The following is a 13,097-nucleotide window of genomic DNA, read 5'->3' as shown; positions in this document are numbered from 1 at the left end:
GCCTTACACAACCTTAATGCGAACTTCAGCATCTACATTTCGGACTGACATCATGGTCGGCCAGCATGCTCCAGCTTTTGCTTTCCCATATTCTGTAAGGAGGGCAGCGAACTGTGATCCCACCTGACGTCGCTCATATAACAATGGAAACCCAGACTCTGCGACTTCTTGCCACTCTTGCATTCGATCATTCATCAAGTCTGATACATGGCTTGCTTCTGATTTGTCGCATGCGCACATGATTTCCAAAAGAAATTGAACGCAATCTCTAACTTTGGGGTCTGAAAAATCCACATTTTTAGCAGCGTCGTTGGATCTAAACCCTGTTCCGTGCCTAATGGCAGCTACCAGCGCAGCGTGTAGAGTCCGTTCTCTGGCAGGCAACGCATATGGTGTAACGCTCGTTGGTTCTACGTGCCTGTATATCGCTTCGTGGTAGGCCCGGAAATCTTCATAGTGCGACCGGTCCCTTGGTTTTGATGCCGAGAAGAGAGATACAACTAGGCCTGGAACTTTTCCTCGCCCAACGCGGCTTGTGGCTTGAATGTACTCGGAAGTTAGTTTGGGCTGCCCATTCATCAACATGATTCCGAGGCGATCTAGGTCGACTCCAACGGAGATAATGCTAGTGCATGGGACTAGATCAACCGGTGGGTCGTCTGAGGTATATGGCTTTTCTAGCGCCTCGATCGCTTCGCCCAAACTCTTAACCATTTGTGCACTCAACTCTAGTGGTTCACCTATGGTTCTTGCCAGCGCAGTAGATGATGCAATGGCTGCTATACGGGCTTGGACTTCATCTCGCGCGGCAGTAAGGGTTCGGCCAAGTTCGCGTCTGCTATTGTGATAGGCAAGCAAAGTCCAATACGAATCAAGCGCCTCAGGGGAAAGGGGGACTTCCCGAACTGATTGCAGCAAGGCGGCCGAGGTCCAGGCCATGGCAACGACAGGTTTAATGTAGCCTTGCCCCATTACCCCTAAGTATGTGCGTCCCGGGGCTTGATGGTCCGTGCTAAAGAAAAATGCATCGTCCCATCGACTTCCTGGTGATGGGAAAACGGAAACCTCCCTACCGTAAAGCCCTCGTACTTGTTCGTGAGCATTCCGGATCGTGGCAGTTGAGCCAATGCGCTTAGCTTTACCTTCACGCATTGCAATTACCGCATCAATCGCTGCGTCATAGGGTGCTGCTAGAGACCCAAGGGGGCCAGATATAAGGTGCAGTTCGTCTTGCAGGATTAGCGAGGGGGGGATTGACGAGTCATCTTGCCCCCCAAAAAAGACGCGTGCCCTATCGTCCCAAGGTAGCATCGCAAACTTATCGACGGTTCCAAGTAGCAGTGAAGGAGGCGTTTGATAAAGCGCCTCGTCTACAACGTTAAGCGGAAGTTCTTCCTTAAATTCACAACTATCACTGACACATCTGAAGATAAATTTGTCAGGCTGGGCTATCACCCCAAAATCGTTTTGGGACCATTTTTTCTGCCCTTTGGGCATGCGGGTTGGGAAAATCTCTGTTCCACAACAGGGGCATGCTTGTAGCAAAAATCCATTTTTAGGATTGCGGCTTTCAAGTTGTTCCTGAAGCTTCTCGTGAGCTTTTCGGAACTGATTTGGTGTTACGCTTTCTCCAACCCAGAGTCCGAGGGAAAATGGTCGATGGCCGAGCTCTTCATCACGTTTCCTGCGGAGCATCTCGAGGGCAACGATAAGAGCGCTAGTTCTCTGGAACTGCTGAGCGGTGAGAAAACGCAGTGTATAGCGACTTAGTATTGCGGTTCCTGTGTCTTGAGTGCCATGTACAAGTCGGCGCCTGATTAATTCAAAGGCCGAAACGAGCAGATAGGCCTCAGTTTTACCGCCGCCAGTTGGAAACCAAATAACATCTACTATGTCGCGATCAGCTGAACCTTGGTTGACTAGTGATTCAATCGTTGCGATTAGAAATGCGATCTGAAATGGGCGCCAAGAGCGGCCCTTAAAGTCAAATGGTGGGCATGACTTATGCTCGGAACGCTTGTATGGAATTTTAGGCCGCTCTTTGATTAGCACCATCTGCATAGCCATTGCTTCGTTTGCCAATCTGAAGCACTGCCATGCAATTTCATTGTTCTCAAGAAGATCAACCCCTAAGCTCATTCTTCTTAGCCAGTCACTGGCTCTGGCCGCAAACTTTTTTGCAACCTTAGGGTTACTACTGTTCGGAACACTTTCGTTTTGCTTCTCGACCCATATGCTGTATGCGGTAATGAGCGAGCGGAGGGCAGTTATAACCTGAGGACGGTCAGCGTTTACAAGGAATGTAAGGTCACAACAATTGGGATGAACATCTGGTGCAGTAAGCTCAAACGTTGCTTTCGGCACGTCGACGCTTGGTATAAAGTCGATAGAAACCCAATTGGACCTGCCATCGATTGGGGTATTCCAGTCAGCAGCGGCACCATGTCCTCGTGCAAACGGTTGTACGGATCGATAAAGAAACTCGACTTCTGCTTCTTCTGACTCAGGATCATGGTTCGTGCCAATTTTTGGGTATGGGAGGATCCCATCCTCGACTTCACATCGCATTCCAACTTGAAACAACGATAGTGCGGGGTCTGGGCCTCTCTTATTCGCATGTTGGGTGTTAACCAACGCAATTGTCACTATGGCTGTACCATCCTGTAAGGAACGCCAGCATGGTACAACTTTGGCGCGGCCCTCAAGAACTGAAACTGGCCCTGATGTCTTCTTTAAAAGCACGACCTCTGGGGTGTCTTTGCTTGCTAGTGGCCGCCGATTCCAGACGGACGCACCACGTCCGCTATGGCTGGAATCTTCATCTTTTTGTTCATAGCGAGCGGCCCAGACATTACATCGTATCTCGCTACTATCTGATACTTTGAAGCTGATACCTACAGCTGCGGGGAGTGCCTCTGCGGCAAGGTCGATGCCACCGCCTTGGTCTCCTGTGGATTCATCCCCATGTTCTGTTTGCGCTTCAAACTCGTCAGCGGTAGCTGTGACGGCTTGAATGGTTTCCTCTACCTCTACGCCAGCCGGAAATAAGATGCCCGTCAGGTAACGTAGGAATGGGGTACCAGTTATTTGCTCGGTCTCTCCGCCGGTCGGTCCAAAGAGGACCGATCTTAGGTATGTCGTTATGCTATCGCGAGGTGCATATCCGGGCATTTCTCCGTCTCCCTAGGTGGTGATTTTGGACTGGGCTGCTGTAGTGACGGCCCTAGTAATTACGTCGTGATCTGCCATTACGAATAATCCAAAATTTGCTCTTGTCATTCCAAGGTAAAGTTGCTTAACAGGATCGTCCGCATGCTTATCTACATCGCAAATCACGATAAATGGTGCCTCTAATCCTCGGAATTCATTGATAGTGGCAGCTGCTAAGGCCTGCCGATGGAAGGGGGATGTATTCCAACCTGCTGCCCAATTTTTCCAAGGAATACCGGCTAGGCGGGAGATTTCGGGGATGGACGATTCATTTATCGCTCGAGTAGACACCAATACAATCTCCCCTGGCGCGATTTCTGGATCCTGCAGCCACTTGCGTATTGTTGCGGCGGCTGATTCGATTTGCTTTTTTGGGTCTGGTGCAGCTGCAAATATGACTTCTGGACCTTGGCCGCGTACATTCTGACTACCAATTGATGCTCCAGTTACTGTTTCCACAGTACTGACGATCTGAGGTGTGTTGCGACAATTGCGAGTAAGAGAACCAACAAATGCCAAGGACTCCAAGTATTGCTGACTACTTTTATCAAAAGTACAGTCCTCAAGTACTTGATTGTTTGGGTCCGAAAACCAGCGCCACCGTCCAGATTTCAGCCCGCCACGGATAATGCTCGATAGAACGTTGAGTGCATTGGGGTTTGTTAGTTGCTGGCCTTCATCTACGATGAGGCACCCGTAGGTATGCCGCGCAGAGGGGGGGGTCTTTAGTAGTTCTGAAAAAGATATAACTCGTGACCGATCAGGAACAAGGGACGCTTGCAAGTGGGCAGCAAGTGATTCGGTTCCCGTCACCAAGATGGGGTCACGGTGCATTTCCCTGCGAAGACACTCTACTGCAATGAGTGTTTTTCCACAGCCTGCACCGCCAGTGCAAAGCACGCGGTCGGAACGGTCACAGAAATCAAGGAGTCCATATTGTTCAACGGTAAGGGATAGTTGCTCTTCGCGTACGCGAGCTGCTGAAAGAGAAAGTGGTATGACCCTATCAAACCAAGGTCGCATCGTGCCAGCGATGGTCGCCACTTCATCTTTCGTCCATCGTCTTAATGTTCGACGGCTCTTAGAGCGCCAATATGAATAAAATCTAGAAAGCATCTCCGTGATGGAGTGGACAGAATCAAGATCTTCTAAGGTCGCGACTATCTCCGCGGGCATTTCTGTGCCGCCGATAATGCCTCGGTTTATTGCATCTCTTTGTGATGTTCGAGCAAAAATTACCCCAAACCCAGTAGGAGCAGCGTCAACCAGCTTTCGATCAAGATGTGGGTAGAGGTACTTGTCTCTTAGAGCAAAGTAAGCAGAGCTTACTTGGGCCATTGGCGACTCTGCTCGTTCAATAGGACGCTTACCCCTGCTCTCGTAGCGCCAAATGCCGCGTTCATCGCAGTGTACTTGGCCCCCCTTGACTTCAATAGCAAGAAGTCCCTCTGGGGTCACGATGACGAAGTCGATCTCTCCCCACTTCTTATATTCGTGATCTGAAAGGTTGAGTGAGGTGAAAACGATAGCCGCATCACCTGCCTCAGTGCGCTCCAATAGCTTAAAGATATCATGCTCTGATCCTGTTGCCCCTGCAGGAGGCAGTGGTGGCACCATTCTCATTGTTAACCTTTAATTTTCTTATTAATCAAATGCTTGCGCAGTATGCGTGCATTGCTTGCGAATCTAAAGCACTTGTCCTCGGCAAAAGACCTGAGGGTCAAAGATGTTCTCCAGCGTGAAGAACTCTTGCATGGATGCGATTTGGGTTTGATGATACTGGAATGAAAGGGGGGCCGCCAATGCCCAATTGGAACTCGCTTAAGGAGCGAAGGATGGTCTTCCTCTGCATTTGTCTGAAGGGAGGCCAGTGTTCAAGTATCCTTGAGTAATAGCTATCAGCATGCAGTTTATGTAACTTATTGAAAACGAAGGAAGATAGCTGTAGTCAGAAAAAAAGCCTCGTTATGCGAGGCTTTTTGATCATGTCGGTGTGTCTACTTATGTGTCGTTGAGTACAGACTTATCTGCCGTTTGAACAAACTTATCTGTCGTTCGACGCCCGTTTTTTATGTCAATCCCAGCTCAGCGCGCCGCCAGTCTGGTACTCGGTAACGCGAGTCTCGAAGAAGTTCTTTTCCTTCTTCAGGTCGATCATTTCGCTCATCCACGGGAAGGGGTTGTTCACGCCGGGGAACATCTGCTCCAGGCCGATCTGCTGCATGCGGCGGTTGGCGATGAAGCGCAGGTATTCCTTGAACATGCTGGCGTTCAGGCCCAGCACGCCGCGCGGCATGGTGTCTTCGGCGTAGGCGTATTCCAGTTCCACCGCGTGCTTGAACAGCTCGGTGATTTCGGCCTTGAAAGACTCGGTCCAGATTTCCGGCTGTTCCAGCTTGATGGTGTTGATCAGGTCGATGCCGAAATTGCAGTGCATGGATTCGTCGCGCAGGATGTACTGGTACTGCTCGGCGGCGCCGGTCATCTTGTTCTGGCGTCCCAGCGCCAGGATCTGCACGAAGCCCACGTAGAAGAACAGGCCTTCCATGATGCAGGCGAACACGATCAGCGATTTGAGCAGCTTCTGGTCGTTTTCCAGGGTGCCGGTCTTGAATTCCGGGTTGCACAGCACGTCGATGAACGGAATCAGGAACTCGTCCTTGTTACGAATCGAGGTTACTTCGTGGTAGGCGTTGAACACTTCGCCTTCGTCCAGGCCCAGGCTTTCCACGATGTACTGGTAGGCGTGGGTGTGGATGGCTTCGTCAAAGGCCTGGCGCAGCAGGAACTGGCGGCATTCCGGGCTGGTGATCTGGCGGTAGGTGCCGAGCACGATGTTGTTGGCCGCCAGGCTGTCGGCGGTTACGAAGAAGCCGAGGTTGCGCTTGACGATGCGCATTTCGTCTTCGGTGAGCTGGCCGGTTTTCCACTGTTCGATGTCGCGCTGCATGTTCACTTCCTGCGGCATCCAGTGGTTGGCGCACTGCGCCAGGTATTTTTCCCATGCCCATTTGTGCTTGAACGGTACCAGCTGGTTTACGTCGGTGGTGCCGTTGATCACTTTCTTGTCCACCACGTTCACGCGGTTGGTGCCATGGGCGTCCATGGAGTTGGCTGCGGGGGTGGCGGTCTGGATCGGGTCGTCAAAGCTCAGCATATTGGCCTCAGTTATCTGTTCGTTACTTGGTTTGTCTGTTTGCGGCCAACCTTTGCTGGCTGGCCGCGGTTGTTGTTCAGTTGCCGCGCGGTATGGTGCCGCTGTAGGGGGCGGCGCGGATATTGCCCAGGCTTGGCACCTTCCACACCCGCTGCATGTGCGCGTAGTCGCGCTGGCGGGCATCGCCCAGGGTGAGGTCGGGCAGGTTGTCCAGGTTGAAGCGCACTTCGCCGAGATACACGGTTTCGCCGGCTTTCACTTCGAACGGCTTGTCGAGCCGGAAGCTGGCCTGGCGCTGGTGCATGCCGAAGATGCCGGACCAGTCGCGGCTGCCGGCATCGCTCCAACTGCCGCTGGCACGCGCCAGCTGGTAGCGGCCGGCGGGCAGGGTGAGCAGTTGCAGCTTGCCGATGGCTGGCGAGCTGCCAGCTTCGCCAAAGATGCTGTCGGTACCGAAGTTGGCGCTAGCCACGCCGCTGGCGCTGTTGTCCAGCCCGTACCAGTACACATTGGCGCTGGCGTGTTCCGGCTGGTAGGTGCGTACGGTCATGGAGAACACGGCATAGCCCATGCCGGCCGGCGGTACCAGGCTACCTTGTAGCTGGTCTGCCATGCTGGCGCAGCCGGCGAGGGCGGCGGCCACGCAGGCAATCATCAATCGACGCATGATGCTCTCCTTGTTGCGAACATGGCTGGTTGGACACGCTGGTGCGTGGCCCGGTTTCGGCGCATCCGGCAGCCGCCTCGGTGGAAGCGGCTGGGAGATGCGGGTTGGCCGCATGCGGCCAACCTTGGTCTATTTGTTACTACGCGGTGAACGTTGGGCTTCGCTGCGCTCAACCCAACCTACGCTGCAGACACGGTAAATTAGCGAACAATCTCCAACGTTACATCCCAATGACTATGTCTTCCTGATGGCGGTGGGCGCTGACCCGGGAAATTGGTCGGAATTGCTCGCAATTTACAAACTTCTTGAAGATCAAACCTCTTCCAACCGAGGACTTGCCCTGAACTACTTGTGCCACCTACCTGATATCCCAATACCTGCAATACAGAGTTGGTGATACCCAAGACGTGAGGCTCAATGCAGCGAGGGTGTCCATGGTATGTAAACTCCAGAAGCTGTTTGCTACGAATTGCTTGGGTGATAATTTGCTGCATGCTAAGACTCCCAAAAGATCTTGCAATAAACAAACGTACTCTCATCCAATGCTGCTTGGTCTAATGACCAAGCAGCTAGCAAAACAAATTACTGGCAGCTTTCGCAGTCAGGATTGTCGATCGAGCAGAACTTGGCATCGGTGGCCGGGGTGTTGTCCACGGCTGCCGGTGCCGCTGCCGGTGCTGCCTGTACCGCGTTCAGTTCGCCGCCACGGCCGGTGGATTTCTCCGCCGAGCTGGCGCCCAGGGTGCGCAGGTAGTAGGTGGTCTTCAGGCCTTTCACCCAGGCGTGCTTGTACAGCTCGTCCAGTTTCTTGCCGGAAGCGCCGGCCAGGTACAGGTTCAGCGACTGTGCCTGGTCGATCCACTTCTGGCGGCGGGATGCGGCTTCCACCAGCCAGCGCGGGTCCACTTCGAACGCGGTGGCGTAGATGGCTTTCAGCTCGGCCGGTACGCGGTCGATGCGGCCCAGGCTGCCGTCGAAGTATTTCAGGTCGGCAACCATCACTTCGTCCCACAGGCCCAGTTTCTTCAGGTCGCGCACCAGGTATTCGTTGGTGACGGTGAATTCGCCGGACAGGTTGGATTTCACGAACAGGTTCTGGTAGGTCGGCTCGATGGAGGCAGACACGCCAATGATGTTGGCGATGGTTGCGGTCGGGGCGATGGCCAGCACGTTGGAGTTGCGCATGCCGTGCTTGGCGATGCGCTCACGCAGGCGGCTCCAGTCCATGCGTTCGGTGCGGTCCACTTCCAGGTAGCCGCCGCGCTCTGCGGCCAACAGGTTGATGCTGTCGTGCGGCAGGATGCCACGGTCCCACAAGCTGCCCTTGTACGACGGGTAGCGGCCACGCTCTTCTGCCAGCTCGGTGGAGGCGAGGTAGGCGTAGTAGGCCACGGCTTCCATCGATACATCGGCGAACTCGACGGCGGCTTCGCTGGCGTACGGGGTGCGCAGCTGGTGCAGGCAGTCCTGGAAGCCCATGATGCCCATGCCTACCGGGCGGTGCTTCAGGTTGGAGTTGCGCGCCTTCTTCACCGGGTAGAAGTTGATGTCGATCACGTTGTCCAGCATGCGCAGCGCTACGCGTACGGTCTGCTGCAGCTTGTCGGTATCCAGCTCCAGGCCGTTGGCACCTTGCTTCAGGTGACGCGACAGGTTTACCGAGCCCAGGTTGCACACGGCGATTTCGTCGTCGTTGGTGTTCAGGGTGATCTCGGTGCACAGGTTGGAGCTGTGTACCACGCCCATGTGCTGCTGCGGGCTGCGGATGTTGCACGGGTCCTTGAAGGTGATCCACGGGTGGCCGGTTTCAAACAGCATGGTCAGCATCTTGCGCCACAGGCTCAGTGCCGGAATCTGCTTGAAGACTTTCAGTTCGCCGCGCTTGCCCTTGGCTTCGTAGGCGGTGTAAGCCTTTTCGAATTCCTTGCCTACCAGGTCGTGCAGGTCCGGGCATTCGGACGGCGACAGCAGGCTCCACTCGCCACCTTCCATCACGCGCTTCATGAACAGGTCCGGAATCCAGTTGGCGGTGTTCATGTCGTGGGTGCGGCGGCGGTCGTCACCGGTGTTCTTGCGCAGCTCCAGGAATTCTTCGATGTCGGCGTGCCAGGTTTCCAGGTAGGCGCACACCGCGCCCTTGCGCTTGCCGCCCTGGTTTACTGCCACGGCGGTGTCGTTTACCACTTTCAGGAACGGCACCACGCCCTGCGATTTGCCGTTGGTGCCCTTGATGTGGCTGCCCATGGCGCGCACCGGGGTCCAGTCGTTACCCAGGCCGCCGGCGAATTTGGACAGCAGCGCGTTTTCCTTGATGCCTTCGTAGATGCCATCCAGATCATCGGCGATGGTGGTCAGGTAGCAGCTGGACAGCTGGCTGCGGCGGGTGCCGGAGTTGAACAGCGTCGGGGTGGAGGACATGAAGTCGAAGCTGGACAGCACGTTGTAGAACTCGATGGCGCGTTCTTCGCGGCTCACTTCGTTCAGCGCCAGGCCCATGGCCACGCGCATGTAGAACGCCTGCGGCATTTCGATGCGGGTACCGTCCACGTGGAGGAAGTAGCGGTCGTACAGGGTCTGCAGGCCCAGGTAGCCGAACTGCAGGTCGCGTTCCGGCTTCAGCGCGGCACCCAGTTTTTTCAGGTCGAACTCGCCCAGTTTTTCATCCAGCAGCTCGGCGGCAATGCCTTTCTTGATGAAGTCCGGGAAGTACAGCGGGTAGTGGGTGTCCATCTCGGCCTGGCTGATGGCCTCGCCCAGGATTTCCAGGCGGATGTTGCCCAGCAGCAGGCGGGCGGTTACGTAGTCGTAAGCCGGGTCCTGCTCGATCAGTGCGCGGGCGGCCAGAATGGCGGACTTGTTGACTTCTTCTTCCGATACGCCGTCGTAGATGTTCTTCAAGGTCTCGGACAGGATGGCGTCCACATCGGTGTTGGCCAGGCCCACGCAGGCGGCTTCAATGGTGCCGCGCAGTTTGGCGATGTCCAGCGGCAGCTTGCGGCCATCCTTGCGTACTACGTTGATCTGGATCTGGTGCAGCGCTTCGCCACGGGAGGCGCGTTCCTGCGAACGCTGCTCGCGGTACAGCACGTAGGCGCGGGCCACGTCGTGCTCGCCGGCACGCATCATGGACAGCTCTACCTGGTCCTGGATGTCTTCGATATGGATGGCGCCGCCTTCCGGCTTGCGACGCATCAGCGCATTGACCACGCCTTCGGTGAGCTGGGCAACCTTGTCGCGGATGCTGGCGGAGTTCACGCTCTCGGCGCCCAGCACGGCCAGGAAGGCCTTGGTCATGGCGATGGAGATCTTCACCGGCTCGAATGCAACAACGGCGCCGTTGCGACGAATGGTCTTGTACTGGCTGAAATCAGCCTGCGGCGCGGCGGCGCGACCCAGTTCGGCGGCGGTGTTCGCTTCGGTAGTGGTCAGTGGCATTGTCTTTCCCTCGTGGTGGGGTGGTTATTCGTATCGACCTGACGGCCCGCTGGCGGGCGGCCATCACGTTGGCCGCATGTGCGGCGTCGGGCTGACTACCCGTTGGCGGCCTTGCCCGGCAGGTGGGCCGGGCAGGGCGCGAGGTTATGGCGCCGGCTGTGGACAATTCTGTTGAAAAGCTGTGAGCCAGCTGTGCACAAACACAATATAGTGGGTTGGCACCGGAAAACGACGCAAATTCTAGTGGTGAAGGGGCGTCAGAACAAGTCTTGACAGCCGGGTGAAAAACCGAAATCCGCGCCAGTATTGGCTTGCAGGCTGGTTCGGTATTTTCAGGAAATTTTTCTGCCCTGGTGGCGTCGGCGCGACATGCCTGTTGCATCAAGGCTTTGCGGCCTGCTCCGCATCAAGGACGGCGTGGCAATAAATGGCATTGTGGCGATTTCGATACGCCCAAAACGCAACAAAGGGCGGTCAAGGCCGCGCGCCGCACACAAGATATTGTGTGTGGCCAATGACAAAGCCCTTTCGCTGGGCGAAAGGGCTTTGTTTTACAAACAAGGAGACTGCCGATTCAATGACTTAGCCGGAGCGGCCCGGCTCGGCCGGGTCCGGCAGGGTGCGAGTGATGCACCTTGCTCGCAGCCGGGCACAAGATATTGTGTCTACTTGAGCCAGATCAGACTGGCCATGCGGCCAGTTACCTGGTCGCGGCGGTAGGAGAAGAAGCGTTCGCGGTCGATTACCGTGCAGTAGTCGCCGCCGTATACCTCGCTGATGCCCAGTGTGGCCAGGCGCTGGCGTGCCAGCTGGTAGATGTCGGCGAGGTATTTGCCGTCGCCAATCGGGGTAAAGGCTTCCACCGCATGGATATCATGCGCCAGGAAGGCGTCACGCACCTCGCCCCCCACCTCGAAGGCATCCGGGCCAATGGCCGGGCCAAGGTAGGCGATAAGGTTGGCCGCCGGTTCGTTCATGGCCTGCACGGTGGCCTCGATCACGCCATTGCACAGCCCGCGCCAGCCGGCATGCGCAGCGCCCACCACGGTGCCGGCACGGTCGGCCAGCAGCACCGGCAGGCAGTCGGCGGTCATGATGGCGCATACGGTGCCGGGGGTGCGGCTGAAGCTGGCGTCGGCCTGCACCTTGCTGCCCGGCGCCACGCTGGCGGCATCCACCACCACGGTGCCGTGCACCTGCTGCAGCCAGGCCGGCTCGGCCGGCAGGTGGTCGCGCAGCGCAGCACGGTTGGCTGTCACGTTGGCCGCATCGTCACCCACGTGGTCGCCCAGGTTCAGGCTGTGGTACGGGGCAGGGCTCACGCCGCCGGCGCGAGTGGTGATCAGGCTGCCAACGCCGGCCGGCAGCGGCCACTCCGGGGTGATCCACTCAGGGGACATAGTGCACCTCTACGTCGTAATCGTCGTCGTCCCAGTCGTCGTCATCGTCGTCTTCGTTTTCGGCGGCCTTGAGTGCCTGCTTGGCGCTGGCGGCGGCCATTTTCTCGTCGGCCTCGGTGCGCAGCAGCTCCAGCACGATTTTCATGTCGTCCGGCAGCGGGGCCTTCCAGCTGCGGGTAATGCCGGTAGCCGGGTGTACCAGTGCCAGCGCGTAGGCGTGCAGCGCCTGGCGGTTCAGTGTCTTGATGGCGGCGTCGGCTGCCTCGCTGCCATGGTGGCGCGGGTTGCCGTATACCGGATCGCCGGCCAGTGGGTGCTTGGCTTCGCGCATGTGCACGCGAATCTGGTGGGTGCGGCCGGTTTCCAGCTTGCACTCCACGTAGCTGAAGTCGGCAAAGCGCTCCAGCACGCGCAGATGGGTAATCGCCGGTTTGCCGCCAAAGCGCACCACGGCCATTTTCAGACGGTTGTGCGGGTCGCGGCCGATCAGGGTTTCGATCTTGCCGTCGTAGGGCACCACGCCGTTGGCGATGCAGCGGTATACCCGTTTGACCGAGCGGGCCTGCAGCTGCTGCACCAGGTTAGTCTGTGCCTGCAGGGTGCGCGCCACCACCATCAGGCCGGAGGTGTCCTTGTCCAGGCGGTGCACGATGCCGGCGCGCGGAATGCGGGCCAGCTCCGGGTAGCGGTACAGCAGGCCGTTGAGCAGGGTGCCGCTCCAGTTGCCGGCTGCGGGGTGTACCACCAGGCCGGCCGGCTTGTTGACCACGATCAGGTGCTCGTCTTCATACACCACCGGGAAATCCACCGGCTCCGGCTGGAAGGCCTGCTCGTCCGGCGAGCGCACGATCTCCATATCGACCACTTCGCCGCCCAGCAGCTTGGTCTTGCCGGGTACGATCTTGCCGTCCAGCTTCACCTTGCCGTCCTTGAGCCACTGTGTCATGCGGCTGCGCGAGTAGTCGGGCAGCAGCTTGGTCAGTGCGCCATCCAGTCGCTCGCCGGCCAGCTCGTAAGGCACGGTGAATTGTTTGCTCTCGGAGACTTCCTCGCCACCGGCGTCCAGCGCGTCATCATCCAGTAGCTCGTCGCCGAGCAGGTCTTGTTCATTCATATTGTCAGCTGCAGGTTCTGCTAAAGAGGTGATTTTATAAGGATTAGCCCCTGCTTGTCCCGTCGGGGTTGGCCGCAAGGGCATGACAACGCGCAGTGACAGGTGCGCGGCGGG

Annotated in this window: 7 protein-coding genes; all 7 read right to left on the bottom strand. The window is 56.9% G+C overall.

Annotated features, from left to right (window positions below):
* Window positions 1-3: 3 nt before the first annotated feature.
* A complete protein-coding gene (locus ACFOKJ_RS03310; protein WP_390276636.1) occupies window positions 4-3,171 on the bottom strand; it encodes a hypothetical protein in 3,168 nt (1,055 codons plus the stop codon).
* Between the two features lie 12 nt (window positions 3,172-3,183).
* Complete coding sequence (locus tag ACFOKJ_RS03305) at window positions 3,184-4,827, bottom strand: nuclease-related domain-containing protein (RefSeq protein WP_390276634.1); 1,644 nt, start codon at window positions 4,825-4,827, stop codon at window positions 3,184-3,186.
* 457 nt (window positions 4,828-5,284) lie between these two features.
* A complete protein-coding gene (locus ACFOKJ_RS03300; RefSeq protein WP_390276632.1) occupies window positions 5,285-6,367 on the bottom strand; it encodes a ribonucleotide-diphosphate reductase subunit beta in 1,083 nt (360 codons plus the stop codon).
* 76 nt (window positions 6,368-6,443) lie between these two features.
* On the bottom strand, window positions 6,444-7,034 hold the full coding sequence (locus tag ACFOKJ_RS03295; protein WP_390276630.1) for a hypothetical protein: 591 nt from the start codon (window positions 7,032-7,034) through the stop codon (window positions 6,444-6,446).
* 582 nt (window positions 7,035-7,616) lie between these two features.
* Window positions 7,617-10,469 carry a ribonucleoside-diphosphate reductase subunit alpha gene (locus ACFOKJ_RS03290; RefSeq protein ID WP_390276628.1) on the bottom strand — a complete coding sequence of 951 codons (2,853 nt, stop codon included), beginning with the start codon at window positions 10,467-10,469 and terminating at the stop codon, window positions 7,617-7,619.
* A gap of 665 nt (window positions 10,470-11,134) precedes the next feature.
* Window positions 11,135-11,869: a peptidoglycan editing factor PgeF gene (pgeF, locus tag ACFOKJ_RS03285; protein WP_390276626.1), complete on the bottom strand. Its 735-nt coding sequence runs from the start codon at window positions 11,867-11,869 to the stop codon at window positions 11,135-11,137.
* Entirely contained in the window at window positions 11,859-12,983 is a 1,125-nt protein-coding gene (rluD, locus tag ACFOKJ_RS03280) for a 23S rRNA pseudouridine(1911/1915/1917) synthase RluD (RefSeq protein WP_390276624.1), read from the bottom strand. The genes pgeF and rluD overlap by 11 nt, the downstream gene beginning before the upstream one ends.
* Window positions 12,984-13,097: the final 114 nt, after the last annotated feature.

The sequence above is a fragment of the Vogesella amnigena genome, from assembly GCF_042648905.1.
GTDB lineage: Bacteria > Pseudomonadota > Gammaproteobacteria > Burkholderiales > Chromobacteriaceae > Vogesella > Vogesella amnigena.
Note: the sequence above shows the minus strand (reverse complement) of the source record. Positions and strands in the feature narration are given on the sequence as shown.

Excerpts from the sequence above, each read along its gene's own strand:
- ACFOKJ_RS03305 (WP_390276634.1), bottom strand. The coding sequence starts at position 4,827 with ATGGTGCCACCACTGCCTCCTGCAGGGGCAACAGGATCAGAGCATGAT.
- rluD (WP_390276624.1), bottom strand. The coding sequence starts at position 12,983 with ATGAATGAACAAGACCTGCTCGGCGACGAGCTACTGGATGATGACGCG.
- pgeF (WP_390276626.1), bottom strand. The coding sequence starts at position 11,869 with ATGTCCCCTGAGTGGATCACCCCGGAGTGGCCGCTGCCGGCCGGCGTT.
- ACFOKJ_RS03310 (WP_390276636.1), bottom strand. The coding sequence starts at position 3,171 with ATGCCCGGATATGCACCTCGCGATAGCATAACGACATACCTAAGATCG.
- ACFOKJ_RS03295 (WP_390276630.1), bottom strand. The coding sequence starts at position 7,034 with ATGCGTCGATTGATGATTGCCTGCGTGGCCGCCGCCCTCGCCGGCTGC.
- ACFOKJ_RS03300 (WP_390276632.1), bottom strand. The coding sequence starts at position 6,367 with ATGCTGAGCTTTGACGACCCGATCCAGACCGCCACCCCCGCAGCCAAC.
- ACFOKJ_RS03290 (WP_390276628.1), bottom strand. The coding sequence starts at position 10,469 with ATGCCACTGACCACTACCGAAGCGAACACCGCCGCCGAACTGGGTCGC.